Origin of the sequence: Micromonospora sp. DT62 (assembly GCF_049847285.1) — a bacterium.
GTDB classification, from domain to species: Bacteria; Actinomycetota; Actinomycetes; order Mycobacteriales; family Micromonosporaceae; genus Micromonospora; species Micromonospora reichwaldensis.
Genome location: NZ_JBNCOB010000026.1, coordinates 67,275 through 86,959, shown reverse-complemented (window position 1 = coordinate 86,959; position 19,685 = coordinate 67,275). Strand labels below are relative to the sequence as shown.

The following is a 19,685-nucleotide window of genomic DNA, read 5'->3' as shown; positions in this document are numbered from 1 at the left end:
CCTTGACCGACGTGGAGATGTCATGATGGACTATTCGAGTCCGGTTTGGGGGGCCGCTTGTGTCTAATGATGATCCAGTAACCGCTTCGGATGCGGCTGCCCGAGTCGAAGGAGATGCAGCCTCGCCGAACGGCCGCCCGGCCGGTGCCGTGGCTCCCGGCACCTCACTGTGGCGCGATCCGAACTATCGCACCTTCCTGGGGATACAGACGCTCTCCGCCGTCGGTGACTCGTTCTCCTACGTGGCCATACCGCTGCTCGTCCTGCAGGTCACCGGCTCGCTGGTCCAGATGGGAATCGTCACCGGGCTGACCGGCGTCGCCTCCATCACCACGGGGCTCTTCGCCGGGGTGGTCGTCGACCGCTTCGACCGCAGGACCCTCCTGATGATCTGCGACGGAGCCCGCTGCGTGCTCTACGGAGCCGTCGCGGTCGTCTTCCTCGTCGCCGAGCCGTCCTGGCTGATCTACCTCGTCGTGCCCCTGGCCGGCGTCTTCTCGATGATCTTCCAGGTCACCTACGTGGCCGTGGTGCCCGCCATCGTCGCGGCGGACCAGATCACCAGGGCCAACGGCCACCTCTACGCCACGTACGCGGTCGCGAGCGTCGCCGGCCCGGCGCTCGCCGGCATGGTGGCCGCCGCCTTCGGTCCCGCTGCCGCCATCGGCCTCGACGCCGTCACCTTCGCCGTCGCCGCCGTCGGCGTGCTGTTCATCAGGCTCGCGGCGGGGCGGCCGGACGCCGCCCGGCCGGCCGTCGTGGGCGCGGGCAACGTCCGCAACGAGTTCCTGGCGGGTGCGCGCTTCCTCTGGAACCATCCGCTGTTGCGTCAGCTCACGCTGCTGCTGTCGCTGCTGACGTTCCTGACCTACGGACTCACCGACGCCGTCATCTTCCGGCTGAAGGACGAACTCGGGCAACCGGACACGGTGGTCGGCTACGTCCTGACCGCCGGGACGGTGGGCACCTTCGTGGCGTCGTTCGTGGTGGCCCGGGTCCGCGGGCGGCTGGGCTTCGGCCCCAGCTGGATCGGCGCCTTCAGCCTGGCCGGCCTCGCCGTCGCCGGAATGGGGCTGGCACGCAGCGTGCCCGCGCTCGCGGTGCTGATGGCGGTCATGCTGCTGGGCACCGGGGTGGCGGGCATCTGCTCGATGTCGTTGCGCCAGGAGATCACTCCGGGTCACCTGCTGGGGCGGGTGACCGCCGCCTTCTGGACGATCCACTCCGCGCTGGGACCGCTCGGCGCGGGCGCGATCACCGCCGTCGCCGCCGGGGTCGGCGTCACCCCGGTGCTCCTCGCGGTGGGTACGGCCATGGTCGCCATCGCGCTGTCCGGGGCGTTCAGCAGCATCGGGCGCGCCGGGGCGACGCCGGCGGCCGAGAGAGCCCTGGAGGGCGCGCGTTCGTAGGGGGCCGATCATCCGGTGCGGGAGAGGGGAAACGATGGTGGACATGGATTCCGGCGGGACGCCGGCACCCGGCCTGCGGCGCCGGTCCGGGCGGGAGGCCGCGCGATGATCCCGTACTACCGCGGGCACCTGCTGGCCGAGCTGCGCCGCTTCCCCGGCTGGGTCGAGCCGGAAGGAATTGGCCTGACCGACGAGACGGTGGTCTACGTACGCCAGGACCTGTCCGTCGTGCTGCACCCGGTGCAGGACGACGAGAGCGTGCTGTGGGACGCGGACACCCCGCGGTGGCGGACGTTCTGCGAGTCCGAGCTCCGCTTCGAGGTGCCCGCCGAGTTGCGGGCCGACGCGGACTGACGGCACGGCGTGGACCGGCAGAGGGGAGCGACCGTGCGGGAGCTGACCCAGCGGATCCAGAGCCTCACGCCCGAGCAACGTGGTGCGTTGACCAAGCGGCTGCGCGACCGGGGAATGGTCGGCCCGCTGGCCCTGTACGGCGGAGCCGCCGAGGGCGACGCCCCGGTGTCGTCGGCGCAGCGCCGCATCCTCTTCCTGCATCGGCTGCGGCCGGACAGCGCGTTCTACACCAGTGTCAACCCCTTCCACCTGGCCGGACCGCTGCGGGTCGGTGTGCTGCGGCGCTGCCTGCTCGAGATCGTGTCCCGGCACGAGATCCTGCGGACGACCTTTCCCGTCGTGGACGGGGTGGCCTACCAGCGGGTCCGGCCGACCCTCGAACCGGCGCTGCCCGTGATCGACCTGCGGGGCCTGAAGCCGGACGTCGCGCAGCGGGAGAGCGACCGGCTCGCGTCGATCGAGCGGCGCCGTCCGTTCGACCTGGGCGTCGACCCCCCGATGCGGACCAGCCTCGTCCTCCTCGCGGAGCACGAGTCGGTCCTGCTCGTCACGTTCCACCACGTCGCGGTCGACGGCTGGTCGCTCAGCGTGCTCGGGCGTGAGCTGGACCAGCTCTACCGCGCCTTCGCCGCCGGGCGACCCAGCCCGCTGAGCCCGCTCACGGTGCAGTACGCCGGGTACAGCCGGTGGCAGGCGGACTGGGAGAACAGCGCGGAGGCGCGGGAACAGCTCGCCTTCTGGCAGGCTCAGCTCAGCGGCGCGCCCGAGGCCCTGACGCTGTACACCGACCGGCCACGCCCGGCCGTGCAGAGCCATCGCGGCGCGACCCACCGGTTCGCGCTCGGCGCCGACCTCACGCGGGCGGTGGCCGAGCTGAGCCGCCGCCGCGGTGGCACCGCGCACATGACCCTGCTGGCCGCCCTCGGTGCCGTCCTGCACCGGTGGAGCGGCCAGGACGACATCGTCATCGGTGGCGCGGTGGCGAACCGCCGGCACCCGGAACTGCACGACCTGATCGGCTTCTTCGCCAACTCCGTCCTGTTCCGGATCCGCCCCCGTGGCGGGCAGACCTTCGACGAACTCCTGCGCCACGTACGCGACACGTGCCTGGCGGCGTACGCCCACCAGGACGTCTCCGTCGACCTCATCGCCCAGCGGCTGTTCCCCGAGCGTGACCTCGGCCGTAACCCGCTCTACCAGGTCAACTTCACGCTGCACAACACGCCGCCGCTGGCCGCGTCGCTCTCCGACCTCACGGTGACGCTGCTGGAGACGGGCACCGAGTCGGCCCGCTTCGACCTGGACGTCAACGTCTGGGAGTCCGACCAGGGGCTGGAATGCCTGATCGACTACTCCACCGACCTGTTTGACGAAGCCACCGTCGCCCGGCTGGCCACCTCGTTCCGCGAGCTGTTGGCGGCGGCCACCGCCGATCCGGGTCGGCGCCTGGCCGGGTTGCCGGTCATGTCGGGGGAGGAGCTGCACCGGATCCTGTCCGAGTGGAACGACACCGCCGCGCCGGGCGTCGACGCGCCACTGCACGAGCTGGTGGAGCGGCAGGCCGAACGGAGCCCGGACGCGCCCGCGGTGTGCTGCGCCGGGAGCGTGCTCACCTACCGCGAACTGGTGCGGTGGGCGAACCGGCTCGCCCACCACCTGTGGGACGCCGGCGCCCGGCCCGGCGGCACGGTGGCGGTGCTGTTGTCGCACGCGCCGGACACGGTAGCCGTGCTGCTAGCGATCATGAAGACCGGCGCGGCATACCTCCCGCTCGATCCGCGGCAGCCGCCACTGCGGACCGGCGCCATGCTCGCCGACAGCGGCAGCGCCCTGCTCGTCGTGCCCGACGGCGTGCCGGAAGGTGTGGACCGCTCCGCCCTGCGGGTGGTGAGACTGGACGCCGAACGCGCGTCGATCGCGGCGCGGCCGGCGGAGCCCCTCCCGGTACTGGTGTCGGCCGACCACCTGCTCTACCTGATGTACACCTCCGGCTCGACCGGCCGACCCAAGGCCGCCCTGCTCACCCACCGCAACGTGGTGAACTACCTGCGGTGGGCCGCCCGGTACTACACCGTCTCAGCGGGGACCGGGGTGGCGGTGCACTCGCCGCTGGCCTTCGACCTGGCGGTGACCAGCCTGTTCGCGCCGCTGCTCGCCGGCCAGCAACTGCTCCTCGCCGCTGCCGAGCACGAGGTGCCCGGAGCGGAACTGCGGGCCCTGCTCGACGAGGCCGACGATCTGAGCTTCGTCAAACTGACCCCGTCCCATCTACGTCTCCTGGTCGAGTCCGCGGCGGACGACGCACCGGCCCTGCCGTGCCGGACAGTCATCCTCGGCGGCGAGGGGCTGCGCGGGGAGGCGGTGGCCGGGCTGCGTCGTGGTCAGCCCGAGGTCCGGCTGGTCAATGAGTACGGCCCGACCGAGACGGCCGTGGCCTGCACCGCGTACGACGGTGACCAGGTCACGCCGTACGGCCGGGTGCCCATCGGCACGCCGATCAGCAACGCGCGCGTCTACGTTCTGGACGCCGCCCTGCGCCCTACCTCGATCGGCGTGCCCGGCGAGCTGTACGTCGGTGGTGCCGGGGTCGGTCTGGGCTACTGGCGCCGGGGCGCGCTCACCGCGGCGGCCTTCGTACCGGACCCGTTCGGCCCCGAGCCGGGCGGCCGGCTCTACCGCACCGGCGACATCGCGCGGTACCTGCCCGACGGCTGTCTCGAATATCTGGGCCGCCGCGACGAGCAGGTCAAGGTGCGCGGCCACCGGATTGAGTGCGGGGAGATCGAGGCCGTCCTGGACAGTCACCCCGCGGTGCGCTCCAGCGCTGCGGAACTGGTCCGCCGCGACACCGGTGACGAGCAGATCGTGGCCTTCGTCTGCCTGGAGGGCCAGCAGACGCGGGACGGCGGGTGGGACCGTGACCGCGTCCGGGAGTGGCGGGAGCTCTACGAGGACACCTACCGCGACCTCGACGGCGACCAGGACCCCTTCTTCAACCTCGCCGGCTGGCTGAGCAGCTACTCCGGGCGGCCCCTCGACCCCGCCGAGATGCGGGCCTGGCTGGACGACGCCGCCGGGCGTATCCGGGGGCTGCGCCCGAGTCGGGTGCTCGAGATCGGCTGTGGCACCGGCATGATCCTCGGCCGGGTGGCCCCGACATGCGAGTCCTACCAGGCGACGGACAATTCGCCCGCCGCCGTGGAATACGTCCGGCGTGCCCTGCGCGACGTGGGCGGCGCGTGGTCCGACCGGGTCGAGACCTGGGCCGCGCCGGCCCACGAGAGTCTGCGGGCCGACGCGGCGAGCGCACCGCCGGACACCGTCGTCATGAACTCGGTGGTGCAGTACTTTCCGTCCGTCGAGTACCTGCTGCGGGTGCTGCGCCAGGCCGTCGACGTGCTGCCCGACGGCGGCCACGTCTTCCTCGGTGACCTGCGCAGCCTGCCGTTGTCGGAGCTGTTCCACACGTCGGTGGAGGTGCACAAGGCCCCGGTCGGGCTGCGCCTGGGCGAGCTGCGCCAGCGGGTCCGGCGCGCCGTCGCCCACGAGCCGGAGCTGTGCCTGGATCCCGCACTGTTCCGGGAGATCGGCGCGCGGTGGCCGAGGATCGCGCGGGTCCGGGTGCTGCCCAAGCGCGGCCGTCAGGACAACGAACTGATCACCTTCCGGTACGACGTCATTCTCACCGTCGGTACGCCCGTCGCCGCGGAGGACCCCCCGACCCACGACTGGGGACCCGATTGCCGTACCCCCGCCGACCTGCTCCGCCTGCTCGACGCCGAGCGGCTCGACGCCGTGCGACTGGCCGCCGCCCCGAACGCGCGCCTGTCCTGGGCCCGCCGCCTCAAGCGGTCGATGGACGAGCGGGATCCCGCCTCCTCCGCCGGTGAACTCGTGGCCTGCGCCACCGGTCTGCCGGCGGAGGGGACCGCCCCGGAGGACTGGTGGGAGCTGGCCGGCGACGGATCCGTCGACGTCGAGTTGAGCTGGGCGGCCGGACACGCCGAGGGCGCGTACGACGTCGTCCTGCGCCGTCGCGGGCCGATCGGGGCGCCCGGCCGGCCCGTCCACCGCCCGCCCGAGGAGTCCTGGGACGCCCGGCCGTACGCCAACGATCCGCTCTGGAGCCGGGCCTGCGCGGCGGCGATCCCGGAACTCGCCGGGTACGCGCGCGAGCGGCTGCCCGAACCCGCGCTGCCGGCGCGCTACCTGCCCGTCACCGAGCTGCCGCTGAACTCGAACGGGAAGGTCGACCGCGCCCAGCTGCGCCGCATGGCGGCGAACCCGGCGGTGCTGGAGAACGTCTGGGCGGCCCCCGCACGACCGCTGACCGAAACCGAGCGGGTCGTCGCCGACATCTGGCGCGCGCTGCTGGGCTGCGACGACGTCGGGCCGGAGGACGACTTCTTCGGGCTCGGCGGCCACTCCCTGCTCACCCTGCAGGTGGTGTTCAAGCTGCGCGGGCTGATCGGCGTGGACGTGCCGGTACGGGCGCCGTTCGACCACCGGACCCTGGCCGACCTGGCGAGCTACCTCGACGGCCTGTCCGCCGCCGGAGACGACCTCCCGGCGTTGGTCGCGGTCGATCGGCGCGACCCGCTGCCCGCGTCCTTCGCTCAGGAGCGCCTGTGGTTCATGGCGCAGCTGCGTCCCGGCGACCACCAGTACAACGTCCCGGTATTCGACCGGATCGCGGGCCCGCTGGACGTCCGGGCCCTCGCCGGGACCGTGGACGCGGTGGTCGCCCGGCACGAGGTGCTCCGTACCGTCATCGTGGCCGACGACGACGGCGTGCCCCGGCAGCGGATCCTGCCCGCCGCGCCGGTGCCGATGGCGCTGGTCGACCTGACCGCGCTGCCGGCCGGGCACCGCGAGGCCGAACTGCGGCGGCTGGTCGACCGGGAGTACCACCGTCCGTTCGACCTCGAGACCGGCCCGGTGCTGCGGGCACAGGTGGTCCGGCTCGGCGACGAGGACCACGCGTGGCTGTTGTCGATGCACCACATCGTCCACGACGGCTGGTCCTTCGGGCTGCTCACGGCCGAGCTGGCGGAGACCTACGCCGGCCTGGTGGCGGGGAGCCCACCCGATCCGACGCCGCCGACCCCGCAGTACGCCGACTATGCCGTCTGGCAGCGGCGGTCGTACGGCGACGGGCACCTCGCCGCCCAGCTGGACTTCTGGACCCGACGACTCACCGGCGTCCGCGAGCTGTTCCCGCGCCCGGCGGAGCGACCGGATCCGCCCGACGCGCGGCCCGCCGGGCGCAGCGTGCCGGTTCGGCTGTCGCCGTCGGTCAGCCGCGGCGTGCGGAGCCTCGGTCAGGCGACCGGTGCCACGCCCTTCATGGTGCTGCTGGCCGCGCTGGCGGCGACCCTGCACGCCCTCACCGGTCAGGACGACATCGCCGTCGGCACGGACGTGGCCAACCGGTCGATGCCGGAGACCGAGACCATGCTCGGCTTCTTCGTCAACCAGATCGTGCTGCGGATGGACACCGGGGGCGACCCCACCTGGCGGCAGCTGCTCGACCGGGCCCGCACCACCGTGCTGGACGGACTGCGTCACCACCAGGTGCCGTTCGAACGGGTCGTGCAGGCGCTGAGGCCGCGCCGGTCCGGCCGGCGCACCCCCCTCTTCCAGGTGAAGCTGGTGTTGAACAACACGCCGCGCCGACCGGCGACGCTGCCCGGCCTCGACGTCACCGAGGTGCCGGTCGCCTCCGACGCCGTGCGTTTCGACCTCGCGCTCGTCCTGCAGGACGAGCCCGGTGCGATGACGGGATTCCTGGAGTACGACACGACGCTCTTCGACGAGACGACCGTCGACCGGGTGATCGCTGACTTCACCGCGGCGCTGGACGCGATGATCCTCGACCTCGGCGGACCGGCCGGGACCAAACGGCAGCGGGCTGAGCGGCCGTGACGCCCGAACCCACCGACCGGGAGCTCGCGGAGCCCGATCTCACCGACCCGGCGACCTACCGCCGGACCGACTACCTGGCGCTTTGGCGGGCGGTCCGCCGCCACCGTCCGATCGCCAGACTCGACTCGCCCCGGTACGGCCCGTTCTGGTCGGTGACCACTCACGACCTGGCCTGCCAGGTGCTGGAGGATCCCGTCCGGTTCACCTCGACGCGCGGGATGCGACTGGGCGCGGACGAGGCCGCGGTGGGGGCCGCGGCCGGCCGGATGCTCGTCGTCGCCGACGGCGCGGAGCACGCCCGGCTGCGCGCGGCGCACGCGCCCTGGTTCCGGTCGAACGAGGTGGCGGCGATGCGGGACGCGCTGCGCCGGCGGCTCGAGACCGAGCTGGAACCGATGGTGACGGGCGAACCGGTGGAAATCGTGCAGCGCCTCGCCAGCGCGGTGCCCACCTGGGTGGTGGGGCGGATGCTCGGCACCGACGACGCGGACACCGCCCGGCTCGCCGCCCTCGTCCGCACGGCCTTCGCCGAGGAGACCGACCCGGCGGAGCGCACCTCGCGCCGCGCCGCCAGCGCACACGTCTTCGGCTACTTCGCCGACCTGCTGGAGAGCCGGCGGGCGGATCCGCGCGCGGACGTGGTCAGCGCGCTGGCGCACGAACCGGACCCGGAGCGGCGGCTCACCGACGAAGAGATCCTGCTCAGCTGCGACGGTCTGGTCAACGGCGGGCTGGGCACGTCCCGACACGCCGTCTCCGGCACCCTGCTGGCCTTCGCCCGGCATCCCGACCAGTGGCTGCGGCTGCGGCGGGACGCCTCGCTCCTCCCGTCGGCCGTCGAGGAGGTGCTCCGCTGGGCGTCACCACCGATGCACCTCATGCGCACGGCGACGCGCGAGGTGGAACTGGGTGGTGCCCGCATCGGCGCCGGCGACCGCGTCGTGCTGTGGATCCCGTCCTGCAACCGCGACGAGTCGGTCTTCGCCGAACCGGACGCCTTCCGGATCGACCGGCGGCCGAACCGGCACCTCAGCCTCGGCGCGGGACCGCACTACTGCGTCGGGGCGTCGGTCGGCCGAATGGAGGTGCGCGTGCTGTTGCAGGTGCTGCTCGCCAAGGTGGACCGGATCGAGCTGCGCGCGGAGCCGGTACGCAGCGCCTCGACGTTCCTGCACGGCCTCGACCGGCTCGAGGTCGTTCTCCTGCCCATCCATCGTGCTGACAGGGAGGTGACGGTGTGACCGCCGCGAGGAGTGTCCCGCGCGACAGCGTGGAACTGGAGGTGACGCGGATCTACGAGGACCTGCTCGGCGTGGACGGGGTCGACGTCCACGCCGACTTCTTCACGCTCGGCGGGCACTCGCTGCTGGCCGTCCAGCTGCTCGCCCGGATCAAGAAGACGTTCGGGACGGTGGTGCCGGTCTCCGTGCTGTTCGAGCACGCCGACGAGGAGGCCGCCAGCGTCTCGGTGCTCAGCGGTCTGGTCCGGCGCGGCCTCGGCGGCCGGCAGCCGGACTCCCCGGCGGGCCCGGTGACGCTGCGGCGCGGCGGCGGCGGCCCGGTGTTCTGCGTGCATCCGGCCGGAGGCGACCTCATCGCCTTCCGCGAGTTGGTGCGGCTGCTGCCGCCCGAGCGGCCCGTCTACGGGCTGCCGGCGCCGCCAGCGGACACCGATCCGTACGAGCCGGAGCTGTCCGACATCGCCGAACACCATCTCGCCCGGCTCACCGAGGCGCAGCCGTCCGGGCCGTACTCGCTGATCGGCTGGTCCATGGGCGGGGTGCTCGCGGCCGAGATGGCCGGGCGGCTGCGCGCGGCCGGCGCGCGCGTCGACCTGTTGGCGCTGGTGGACAGCTACCCGGCCGCGGAGACCGACGCGCCGGGCGAGACCGAGATCCTGTCGGCCTTCGCCACCCACCTGGGCGGCATCCTGGGCCGGCCCTTCGCCGTGCCGGCCGACGACCTGCGAGCGCTCTCCTTCGGCGACGGCCTCGCCCGGGTCCTCGCCGCGGCCCGCGCCGCGGGTGCCCTGCCGCCCGGCACCGACATCACCGAACTGCTGACCTGGCTGACGCTCTTCCGCGCGCACGACCGGGCCCGGCGCCGCCACCGCGTCGTCCGGCCGGTGGAGGAACTCCTGTTGGTCTTCGCGTCGGACGCCGACCCGCTGAGACGGGACCGGGCCGCCGACAGCTGGCAGCGGATCACCGAGCGTCCGGTGCGGCGGCACCTCGTCCCGGGCAACCACTACTCGATGCTGACCGAACCGCACGTCAGGGAGTTGGCCACGATCCTCACCGACGCCCTGCGAGCACCGGCGGAGCGGTCATGACCGTCCTGCGCCTGTTCGACGACCGCTGCCGGGCCGTGCCGGACGCCCCCGCCGTGGAGTACCACGGACAGGCCCTCACCTACGCGGCGCTGGACGCGGCGGCGTCCCGGCTCGCGCAGCGGCTGCTGCGCCTCGGCGTGACCGGCCGCATCGTCGGCGTCTCCGTCGACCGTTCCGTCAATCTGCCCGTCGCCGTGCTGGCCGTTCTGCGGGCCGGCGCGGCGTATCTGCCGCTGGACCCGGCCTACCCGCCGGCACGCCTCGCGTTCATGCTGCGCGACAGTGACGTACGGGTGCTGCTGACCCAGCCCGACATCGCCGAGCGTCTGCCGTCACGGGTCGGCGTCCGTACGGTGTGGTTGGACGAGGAGCCGCCGGGCGGTGCGCGGCCCGGGCAGCCGTGGCCCGTGGTCACCGACGAAGAGCTGGCGTACGTCATGTACACCTCCGGCTCCACCGGTGTCCCCAAGGGCGTGGCGATGCCGCACGGCCCGCTGACCAACCTCATCGAGTGGCAGCGCGGGGCGTCGGGCTGTGCGGAGGGCTCCCGCACGTTGCAGTTCTCCGCGTTCAGCTTCGACGCGTCCTTCCAGGAGATGTTCAGCACCTGGGCCGCCGGTGGCTGCCTGGTGCTGGTGGACGAGGACGTGCGGCGTGACCCGCACCGCCTGCTGCGTTTCGTCGACGAGTACCGGATCAACCGGATCTTCATGCCGTTCGTCGCGCTCCAGGCGCTGGCGGGCGCGGCCACCGGGCAGCAACGATTCCCCCAGGCGGTCCGGGAGGTCATCACCGCCGGGGAACAGCTGTATGTCACGCCGGCGCTGCGGCGCTTCTTCGCGGCGCTGCCGGCGGCCACGCTGGTGAACCAGTACGGTCCCTCGGAGACGCACATCGTGACGTCGATCCAGCTCGGGCGCGACCCGGGCGAGTGGCCCGAGCTGCCGTCGATCGGCGCCGCGATCGACGGCGCTGGCATCGTGGTGCTCGACGACCGCGGGCTGCCCCTGCCGGTCGGCGCGACCGGGGAGATCGCCATCGGCGGGCGGGTGCTGGCCCGTGGCTATCTGCACCGCCCGGCGTTGACGGCGGAACGCTTCGTGCCCGATCCGCACGGTGCCGCCGGCGGGCGGCTGTACCTGACCGGGGACCGCGGGCGCCTCGACGTGGACGGAGCCGTCACGTTCCTCGGCCGCGACGACGGCCAGGTGAAGATCCGTGGCCATCGGGTCGAGCTGGGTGAGGTGGAGGTCGCGGTGAAGGCCGTGCCCGGCCTCGCCGACGCCGTGGTGGTCGCGCACGGCCGCCCGGGCGCCGAACGCAGGCTGGTGGCCTACGCCGTCGCCGGTCCGGGCGGGTGGCCCGCCGACGTTCGCGGGCAGCTGACGTCGGCCTTGCCGGCGCACATGGTGCCGGTGGCGGTCGTGCCGGTCGACGGGTTTCCGACGACGCCGAGCGGCAAGGTCGACCGGGCCGCGCTGGCCGCCCGGGAGTTGGTGCTCAGCGGCACCGGTGCGGCGACTGCCGACGGGTCGGTCGAGGACGCGGTCCGCCGCCTGTGGGAGGACGTCCTCGACGCCGTCAACGTGGGCCCGGACGACAACTTCTTCCAGCTGGGTGGTACGTCCCTGCTCGCGGCGGTGCTCACCAACCGGCTCAACGAGGAGTTCGGCATCCAGGCGGAGCTGGAGACCTTCCTGCGACACCCGACCGTGGCGAAGCTGAGCGCCTGGATCGGGGCGCAGCCGATGGCGCCCGCGGCCGGCGGGAGTGACCGGTGAAGCCGCTCTGGACGGCCCCGATGGCCATGCCGGTGCGCACGCTCGCGTGGCGGCGCGACGACGTGCTGGAGGTGTCCTACCACGGCGGACGCGCTCTCCTCGGCACCGACGGCTCGCCGGCCGCCGCCGGGTCGTCCGGTGCCCCGCCCGCCGGGGATCCGGCGTGGTGCGAGCTGGTCGCCGACGGCGCGCGGCTCACCCTGCTGCTGGACGGCACGCCGCTCTGTGTCGCCACCCTCGACGGCCCGATCACCGCCGTCACCGCGGGCGCCGACGGCACGAAGGTCTTCGCCGGCACCACGGCCGGTACCGTGCACGCGCTGCGGCCGTCGCTGACGGCCGCCCAGGCCGCGACTCTTCTGGACGCGGAGCGTCGGCTGCTCGGCACGGTCGACGCGGGCACCCTCGACCGCGCCGCCCGGCTCTACGCCGCCACCGCCGGCCCGTCCTTCGCCGTGCACCGGATACGCCATCTGCAACGCGTCGGCGCGGCCGGCGCCGGGGAGGGCGACGCGGCGGTCGTGGCGGTGGCCCGGGCGGCCGGGGCGGCCCTGCACGGCCACTCGTCCGCCGCGTACGAGGTGGGCCGCGCACTGCGCGACCGGGGCGAGCCGGGCGAGGCGGTCGCCTACTTCCAGGCGGCCACCGCGTCCGCGCGGCTCAGGGCCTCCGCCTGGTACGCCGCCGCGGAGTGCTTCCAGCAGGTCGGCGCCCCGGCCGCGGCGGCGGTCGCGTTCCAGCAGGCGTCGCTCGGCGGTCCCGGCGAGGAGGAGCTCCGACAGCTCTACCACCAGGCCCGGCGCCTGCAGGAGCAGGGCCGCCCCGGCGAGGCCGCCGACTGCTTCGAGGTCCTGCTGGCCTGGGACGTCAGCTACCTCGACGCGCAGGCGCGGCACGCCACCTGCCGTGCGGTGCCCGCCCCGGCCGAGGCACCCGGGTCGGCTCGGCGCACGCCGAGACCGGCGGCGCTGGTCGGGGAACTCGCCGACCGTGGGTTGCTCGACGCCGACGCGACCCGGCTGGACGCCTACGATGCCACGTTCTACCTCCAGTTCGAGAACACCGGGGTGACGGACACCGCGAAGAAGCAGCTCGAGTCGGTCGAGCTGCTGCACGCCCTCGGTCCCGTCGACCGTTACCGCACGTCGCTCGACGTGGGCAGCGGCACCATGCGCTACCCCCAGGTGCTGAGCCGGTACGGCGTCCGGTCGTTCGGCGTCGACCTGAGCGACGCCGGCGTACGGACCTGTGTCGACGGGCGGTGGCAGCGGCGGTTCGCGGTCGCCGACGGGACCTTCCTGCCGTTCCGGACCGGGTCCTTCGACCTGGTCAGCTGCATGATGGGCACCATCAATCACCTCTCGGCCGCGCAGCGCGGGCGGTTCTTCGCCGAGGCCCGGCGGACCCTGCGCCCCGGGGGCCGGCTGGTGGTGAGCGCGTGGAACCCCGACTGCCGGTTCCAGACGTTCCTGTCCTTCTACTCGCCCCGGGAGGTGGCCGAACTGCGCAGGCGGCTCACGCCGCCGGGGACCCTGGCGGGGGAGTGCGCCCGGTCGGGGTTCCGCGACGTCACGACCAAGAGCTTCTGCACGTTCCCGGACTGGCTGATCGCCGGCTCCAGTGTCTCCGGCACGGGCGCGGTGCACCTCTCCCGGCTGGTCGACCTGGACGCGGAGCGCACCGGCAGGGACCCCGCGGCACCGAGTCAGATGTTCATGCTCTGCGCACGCCGTTGACGATCTCCCCGCCCTAAAGGACGGGGAATCCCTCCACGCTTCGCGTGGAACACGCGGCGTCCGGGCGGATTCCTGCTTCCCGGCGCGGTGCCAGCACACGTGCTGGTCTTACCTGCGCTCCACAGGCGTTTAGGCTCTCGGCGCGTCCCGCCGCGAGCACGTTGATGGCCGCGTTGACGTCCCGGTCGTGGGCCGCCCCGCACGGGCAGGCCCACGACCGGACGGACAGCGGTTTCGGTCCGTCGATCCGGCCGCACGCAGAGCACGTCTGCGACGTGGGCGCGAAGCGATCGACCTTGGCGAACATGCGCCCGTACCGGGCGGCCTTGTACTCCAGCATGGCGATGAAACTGGCCCACCCGGCGTCGTGGACCGACTTGGCGAGCCTGGTGCGGCCGAGACCGGTCACACACAAGTCCTCGACGTACACCGCTTGGTTGTCGCGGATGATCCGTGTCGAGAGCTTGTGCTGCCAGTCCCGCCGGGTGTCGGCCACCCGTGCATGTGCCCTGGCGACCTTGACGACGGCCTCCTTGCGGTTCTGACTCCCGCGCTGCTTTCGGGAGAGGGCGCCATGACCGACACGAATGAGATCAGCGTGGCCGACCTGCGGAAGAACCTGGCCGAGATCCTGAACGACACCGCCGTCCGCAACCGGACGATCTACGTGACCCGTAACGGCCGTCGAATCGCCGCCATCGTGCCGGTTCCCGTGGCTGAACAGAACGAGCAGGTTGCGGCCTAAGGCACTGCCCGGGCCTTGGCGGCCCTCCCAGCGCGGCCCTTGGCGGCCCTCCCAGCGCGGCCCTTCACCCCCGCCCTGAAGGGCGGAGCGCTGGCCCGCATTCTGGCGATGAGCAAGTCGGCCAGCGTCGACCGGGTACCGCAACGGCATCGAGCGGCTCAACGAGCGCGGCATCATGTCGTTCGCCTCGTTCATCGCCGGCTTTCCCGGCGAGACGGAGCAGACGGTGCAGAACACGATCGACTTCCTCAACGACGTGGCGCCGACGTTCTTCCGGATCGAGCCGTGGTGGTACAACCACCGGGCCCCGATCCACCGGCAGGCGGCGAAGTACGCGCTGACCGGTAGAGACTTCCGTTGGCGGCACGCGACGATGGACTCGGCGGGCGCGTGCGACGCAGTGGATCGCGTCTTCGCCGAGGTGACGGAGTCGTTGTGGATGCCGATGTGGAACTTCGACTTCTGGGCGTTGCCCTACCTGCTCGGCCGCGGGTTCAGCCAAGAGCAGGTCGTCCAGCTGCACCGGCTGGGCGGTGACCTCGTGGTCCTCAACGACGGTGAGGACACCGGCACCCAGGAGCGCCGCCGGGTCGCGGAGCGGGCCCTGGTCGACTGGTACGCGGGCGTGGACGCGCGGCCCTCACGGTACGGCTCCGCCGCCGTGTCGCCGACGCTGCGCTAGTGGGTGGCGCCGTCCAGCGTCTCGCCGAGGCTCCGGGCGACGAGGATCTGGGTGTACCGCAGCTCGATGCCGATCGCCCGGCACCGGGCGGCCAGCTTCATCGCGGCGATCGAGTCGCCGCCCAGGGCGAGGAAGTCGTCGTCCGCCGACAACTCGCTCAGCCCCAGCACGTCCCGTACGCACCGCAGGAACCGCTCCTCCCGACTCTCCGGCTGCGGGTCGGACGGCTCGGCCACCGGTCGGGGCGCGGGGGCGACCGCCAGCGCGGCGAGGGCGGCCCGGTCAAGCTTGCGGTTGGCGGAGAGCGGCAGCGCGTCCAGTACGACGAACCGGTGCGGCAGCATGTAGTTGGGCAGCCTCCGGGCCAGGCCGGCGCGCAGGGCGGCCGGATCAAGATGCCCGTCCCGTTCAGGTACGACGAATGCGACCAGGGCGTCGCCGGGGGAGGCCACCTTCACGACGGCGGCGGCGCGTACCTCGTCGGACGCCCGCAGGCAGGCCTCGACCTCGCCCAGCTCCACGCGGTGCCCGCGGATCTTGACCTGGTCGTCGGTCCGTCCCACCACCACGAGCCGCCGCCGGTCGTCCAGGCGCACCAGGTCGCCGGTCCGGTACGCCCGGGTACCGTCCGGCAGCGTGACGAAGTTCCGTTCGGTGAGCGTGGGGAGGTTCAGATATCCGCGGGCCAGGCCGAGCCCGCCGATCAGCAGCTCGCCGGTGTCGTCCGCGGTCGCCTCCGGCTCTCGGGGACGCACCGTGAGCAGGGTGTTGGGGATCGGGCCGCCGACCGGCACGGGATCATGGGCGGCGTAGTCGTCCAGGTGGAACCCGGCGGATTCGTCGAGGCACAGGAAGCAGCGCCCGATCACCGTCTCGGTCGGTCCGTAGTGGTTGTAGACGACTGATCCGGGAAAGAGGCGGCGCAGGGTCGACACCTGGTGCGCCCGGAGGATCTCGCCGCCCACGACGACGTACCGCGGCCCGGGTGGTGGCGTCCGCCCGCCCGTGGCGGCGTCCAGCAGCTCGGCGTGCGACGGGGTCACCCGGACGAGGTCCAGCCGCGAGTCCTGGAGCAGTCGGGCGAGGGCCTCGTGGTCGGCGTCCGGCGGCGCCAGCGCGAGGCTCCCGCCGGTCACCAACGGCAGGTAGATGTTGGTGGCGGAGAAGTCGAACGCGATCGAGCTGTGCAGCAGACTGTGCACCGGGTTGCCCGGCGAGAACTCGGCCATCAGCCACCGCACGTAGTTCGCCAGCCCTTGGCGCTCCACCATGACGCCCTTCGGTCGCCCGGTGGAGCCCGAGGTGTACATCACGTACGCCAGGTCCCGTGGGCCGGCTCCGGCCCCGAGCCTCGCCCCGGCCCCGTCCCCGTCCCCGTCCCCGGCCTCGTCCAGGGAGACCAGTTCGTACGAGCCGCCGGCCATCGGGCCGTGCCGCCCGGGTCGGGTCAGCACGATCGACGCGGCGGCGTCGTCGACCATGAAGCGCAGGCGGTCGTCGGGCAGCGCCGGGTCGAGGGGCAGGTAGGCGCCGCCGGACTTCAACACGGCCAGCAGGCCGACGATCAGCTCGGGCGACCGATCGGCGTGCAGGCCGACGATCCGTCCCGGGCCGACGCCGAGGTCCCGAAGCCGCCGGGCGAGCCCGTCGGCGCGCCGGTCGAGCTGCCCGTACGTCAGGTGGGTGTCGCCCATGGTCACCGCGACGGCGTCCGGTGTACCCGCGGCACACCGCTCGACCAGCCCGACCACGTCCGGGATGGCGGCGGCACCGGCCGTCGTCGCGCTGGTCGGCGCGGACCCGGTGCGGGACATCGGCGCCTCGGTCGTCTCGGTCATGTCGACTCGCGCTCCAGGTCTGCCAACATGTCGGCCAGCTCGCCGTCGGTCCCCGCGACGGCAGGCCGCGCGGTCAGTTCGGCCGCGAGCCCGGCGACCGTCGGGTACAGGAAGAAGTCGGCCAGGCTGAGCGGTGCCCCGAGACGCTCCTGGATGAGGGTCACGACGACGGTCGCCAGCAGGGAGTGCCCGCCCAGCACGAAGAAGTTGTCGTGCCGGCCGATGTCGGGGCGGGCGAGTACCTCGCTCCAGATCGCGGCGATCGCGGCCTCGGTCGCGTCCGTGGGGCCGGTGCCCGCGACCCGCGTCTCGACCCCCTCGGCGGGGTGGTCGGGCAGGTACGCGGGCGCCAGGGTCCCGTCCGGGCGCCGCCGGACCAGCCGCCCGGTGCGGGTCCGCCAGCCTCCGCCGACGACCCACAACTCGCCGGGCATAGCCACCGGCGTCGGCAGCCCGTGCACGTCGACGACCTCGCCGTGCAGGTCGTCACCCGCGTCGGGTCCGGCAAGCGCGGCGACGTCGAGCACCTGGTCCAGCGCGGCCCGGGTCACCGGAGCCGGTGGTGCGCCGGACGTACGGTCACCGCCGGGCGCCAGCTCGCGGACCTTCCGGTCCGGGTCCCGGCCGAGGTCGGCGAGGATGGCCAGCCAGCAGTCGGCGAGCGCCACGACGGACGAGCGTGCGAAGAGATCGGTGTCGTAGTCGATCCGCCCGGCGAGCCGCTCCCGCGTCCGGGTGACCGTGCAGACCAGGTCGTAGGTGGAGTTCTCCCGGTCGACCTCGCGCAACGTGCCGGTGGCACCCGGCAGGGCCAACTCAGGGTCCGCCTCTGTGATCATCTGGAACACGACCTGGAAGATCGGGTGGCGGTCCGACCGGCGTGCCTCGCCCCGCGCCGCCACCACCTGCTCGAACGGGACGTCCTGGTGCTCGTACGCGTCCTGGCAGGTCTCCGAGGTGAGCCGGAGCACCTCGCGGGCGCTCCGATCGCCGTCCACCCGGATCCGGAGGGCGAGCATGTTGACGAAGGCGCCGATCAGCGACTCGATCTTCGGCCGGTCGCGTCCTGAGGCCGTTCCGCCCACGACGATGTCCTGCTGGCCCGTGCAGCGGTGCAAGAGGATCGCGAATCCGGCGAGCAGCGCCATGAAGACGGTGGCACCCTCCGCGCGGGCGAGTTCCCCCAGGCGCGCGGTGACGGCGGTGTCGAGGGAGAAGCGGTAGCTGCCACCGCGGTAAGCGGGCCGGGCCGGTCGGGGACGATCCGTGGGCAGGGCCAGCTCCGTCGCGTCCCGCAACTGCTCCCGCCAGTAGGCACTGCCGCGTTCCCAACGGCCGGCCCGCATCAGCCGGTTCTGCCAGGTGGCGTAGTCGGCGTACTGCAGCCGTGGTTCGGGCAGGAGCGCCGGCTCTCCGGTCCGATCGGCACGGTAGAGCGCCGCCAGCTCGGTGAAGAAGATGTCGACCGACCAGGCGTCGGCGATGATGTGGTGGAACGACGTCAGCAGTACGTACCGGCGCGGACCGGTGTGCAGCAGGGTGAGGCGCAGCAGCGGGGCGCGCGCGAGGTCGAACACGCGTACCGCCTCCTGGTCGGTCAGCGCCTGCACCAGTCCCGCCGGCGACGGCGCGGCGTCCCCCGACAGGACGTCACGGACGTCGACGACGCGCAGCCGCGGCTCCCGCTCGGTGATCAGCTGACGCAGGCTGCCGTCGACGACGGCGAAACAGGTCCGCAGGCTCTCGTGCCGGCGCACGGTCCGCCGCAGTGCCCGATCGAGCGCCGCGACGTTCAGCTCACCGTGCAGATCGAGGGCCCGGGTGATGTTCTGCACCGCGCCGTCCGGCACCAGTTGGTCGAGGAAGTGGATGCGACGCTGCGCCGAGGAGGCCTCGCTCGATTCGACCGGACCGGCCCCGCTCATGACGCCGCTCCGACCGTCGGCACCGGTTCGGCCATGGCGACGGCGATCCGGCGCGGGCCCCGGAACGGCTCACGCGCGTGGGAGGTCAGCATGTTGTCGATCACGAGCACGTCGTCGCGCTCGTAGTCGAATCGGGTGCCGGCCGCGCGGTAGCTGTCGCGGACGTGGCCGATGACGTCGTCGGGGATCGCGCCTCCGTCGCCGAAGTAGCTGTTGCTGGGCAGTCCGTCCTCCCCGAACATCTCCAGCAGCCCGGAGCGGACGTCGGGCCCGAGGGTGGTGACGTGGAAGATGGCGGCGTGGTTGAACCACACCCGCTCCCCGGTCTGCGGGTGCCGGTGCACGGCATCGCGGACCGAGGTCGTGCGCAGCCATTGCGGGCCGCGCCACTGCGCCTCGATGCCGTGCTCGGCGCAGTAGCGGTCGACCTGGTCACGGTCGGTGGTGTTGAACACCTCCTGCCAGGGGAGGCCCACGTCGGGAGTGAAGTTGCGCCGGACCATCCACCGGCGCCTGGCGAACTCCTCCAGCACCGTCGGGTCGAGCTCCCGCAGCACGCCGCGGGTGTCGGCCAGCGGGGTGGCGCCCCGCTCCAGGGGCGGCTGTACGCAGTGGAAGTACAGCGTCATCGGCCAGGAACTCTGGTAGGAGTTCTCGTTGTGGAAGAAGATCTCCTCTGTGGGTGGGTAGTCGGTGGAGGTGTAGATCCTCCCCTTGATCGTCGACCGGGGTGAGGAACGCTCCGTGTAGGGCAGCGGATCACCGGACAGCGCCCGCACCGCCGCCTCGAGACCGTCGACTCCGCCGACGTCGAAGGCGCGGAGCAGGACCGCGCCGTTGGTGCGTAACCTGTGCCGGATCTCGGGGCGGTCGGCCGCGATCCGGTCGGTGAGCCTCTCCGCGGGGCGGTCACTGCGGATGACGTACGGAAGGTCCACGGCCTCTCCTTCAGCGCCGG

The 19,685-nt window shown here is 72.9% G+C and carries 13 protein-coding genes; 9 read left to right on the top strand and 4 right to left on the bottom strand.

All coding sequences use genetic code 11. The annotated features are described in order from the left end of the window. Positions 1-149 precede the first annotated feature (149 nt). The 7 genes from ACPXCB_RS26220 (at position 150) to ACPXCB_RS26190 (ending at position 13,537) form a co-directional block, all read left to right on the top strand. Positions 150-1,409: an MFS transporter gene (locus ACPXCB_RS26220; protein ID WP_425878325.1), complete on the top strand. Its 1,260-nt coding sequence runs from the start codon at positions 150-152 to the stop codon at positions 1,407-1,409. A gap of 105 nt (positions 1,410-1,514) precedes the next feature. Next, positions 1,515-1,763 (top strand): hypothetical protein, encoded by a 249-nt coding sequence (locus ACPXCB_RS26215; protein ID WP_425878324.1) that lies wholly within the window; start codon positions 1,515-1,517, stop codon positions 1,761-1,763. A 33-nt stretch (positions 1,764-1,796) separates the two neighbouring features. Then, a complete protein-coding gene (locus tag ACPXCB_RS26210; protein WP_425878322.1) occupies positions 1,797-7,688 on the top strand; it encodes an amino acid adenylation domain-containing protein in 5,892 nt (1,963 codons plus the stop codon). Beyond that, positions 7,685-8,929 (top strand): cytochrome P450, encoded by a 1,245-nt coding sequence (locus ACPXCB_RS26205; RefSeq protein WP_425878321.1) that lies wholly within the window; start codon positions 7,685-7,687, stop codon positions 8,927-8,929. The genes ACPXCB_RS26210 and ACPXCB_RS26205 overlap by 4 nt, the downstream gene beginning before the upstream one ends. After that, positions 8,926-10,020: an alpha/beta fold hydrolase gene (locus ACPXCB_RS26200; RefSeq protein ID WP_425878319.1), complete on the top strand. Its 1,095-nt coding sequence runs from the start codon at positions 8,926-8,928 to the stop codon at positions 10,018-10,020. The genes ACPXCB_RS26205 and ACPXCB_RS26200 overlap by 4 nt, the downstream gene beginning before the upstream one ends. Further along, positions 10,017-11,801 (top strand): non-ribosomal peptide synthetase, encoded by a 1,785-nt coding sequence (locus ACPXCB_RS26195; RefSeq protein ID WP_425878318.1) that lies wholly within the window; start codon positions 10,017-10,019, stop codon positions 11,799-11,801. The genes ACPXCB_RS26200 and ACPXCB_RS26195 overlap by 4 nt, the downstream gene beginning before the upstream one ends. Next, positions 11,798-13,537, top strand: a complete 1,740-nt coding sequence (locus ACPXCB_RS26190; RefSeq protein ID WP_425878317.1) for a class I SAM-dependent methyltransferase — start codon at positions 11,798-11,800, stop codon at positions 13,535-13,537. The genes ACPXCB_RS26195 and ACPXCB_RS26190 overlap by 4 nt, the downstream gene beginning before the upstream one ends. Before the next feature lie 13 nt (positions 13,538-13,550). On the opposite strand, the gene ACPXCB_RS26185 is transcribed toward ACPXCB_RS26190, so the two are convergent. Then, positions 13,551-14,126: an RNA-guided endonuclease InsQ/TnpB family protein gene (locus ACPXCB_RS26185; RefSeq protein ID WP_425878341.1), complete on the bottom strand. Its 576-nt coding sequence runs from the start codon at positions 14,124-14,126 to the stop codon at positions 13,551-13,553. Here ACPXCB_RS26185 and ACPXCB_RS26180 point away from each other — a divergent pair. Together ACPXCB_RS26180 and ACPXCB_RS26175 are read left to right on the top strand one after the other, a co-directional pair. Beyond that, positions 14,040-14,282 (top strand): type II toxin-antitoxin system Phd/YefM family antitoxin, encoded by a 243-nt coding sequence (locus tag ACPXCB_RS26180; RefSeq protein ID WP_425878340.1) that lies wholly within the window; start codon positions 14,040-14,042, stop codon positions 14,280-14,282. The two genes, ACPXCB_RS26185 and ACPXCB_RS26180, sit on opposite strands and share 87 nt — an antisense overlap. A 175-nt stretch (positions 14,283-14,457) precedes the next feature. Beyond that, complete coding sequence (locus ACPXCB_RS26175; RefSeq protein WP_425878315.1) at positions 14,458-14,964, top strand: hypothetical protein; 507 nt, start codon at positions 14,458-14,460, stop codon at positions 14,962-14,964. On the opposite strand, the gene ACPXCB_RS26170 is transcribed toward ACPXCB_RS26175, so the two are convergent. From ACPXCB_RS26170 to ACPXCB_RS26160, 3 genes are read right to left on the bottom strand one after another with little or no spacing between them, the layout of a single operon-like run. Then, entirely contained in the window at positions 14,961-16,802 is a 1,842-nt protein-coding gene (locus tag ACPXCB_RS26170) for a non-ribosomal peptide synthetase (protein WP_425878313.1), read from the bottom strand. The two genes, ACPXCB_RS26175 and ACPXCB_RS26170, sit on opposite strands and share 4 nt — an antisense overlap. Further along, positions 16,799-18,727: a condensation domain-containing protein gene (locus ACPXCB_RS26165; RefSeq protein ID WP_425878311.1), complete on the bottom strand. Its 1,929-nt coding sequence runs from the start codon at positions 18,725-18,727 to the stop codon at positions 16,799-16,801. Before ACPXCB_RS26165 ends, ACPXCB_RS26170 begins: the two co-directional genes overlap by 4 nt. Next, positions 18,724-19,665 (bottom strand): TauD/TfdA family dioxygenase, encoded by a 942-nt coding sequence (locus tag ACPXCB_RS26160; protein WP_210839226.1) that lies wholly within the window; start codon positions 19,663-19,665, stop codon positions 18,724-18,726. Before ACPXCB_RS26160 ends, ACPXCB_RS26165 begins: the two co-directional genes overlap by 4 nt. Between the last annotated feature and the right edge of the window lie 20 nt (positions 19,666-19,685).

Bases quoted from the DNA above. Each gene is read 5' to 3' on its own strand.
- ACPXCB_RS26215 (WP_425878324.1), top strand. From the start codon at position 1,515: ATGATCCCGTACTACCGCGGGCACCTGCTGGCCGAGCTGCGCCGCTTC.
- ACPXCB_RS26195 (WP_425878318.1), top strand. From the start codon at position 10,017: ATGACCGTCCTGCGCCTGTTCGACGACCGCTGCCGGGCCGTGCCGGAC.
- ACPXCB_RS26180 (WP_425878340.1), top strand. From the start codon at position 14,040: ATGTGCCCTGGCGACCTTGACGACGGCCTCCTTGCGGTTCTGACTCCC.
- ACPXCB_RS26175 (WP_425878315.1), top strand. From the start codon at position 14,458: ATGTCGTTCGCCTCGTTCATCGCCGGCTTTCCCGGCGAGACGGAGCAG.
- ACPXCB_RS26170 (WP_425878313.1), bottom strand. From the start codon at position 16,802: ATGACCGAGACGACCGAGGCGCCGATGTCCCGCACCGGGTCCGCGCCG.
- ACPXCB_RS26165 (WP_425878311.1), bottom strand. From the start codon at position 18,727: ATGAGCGGGGCCGGTCCGGTCGAATCGAGCGAGGCCTCCTCGGCGCAG.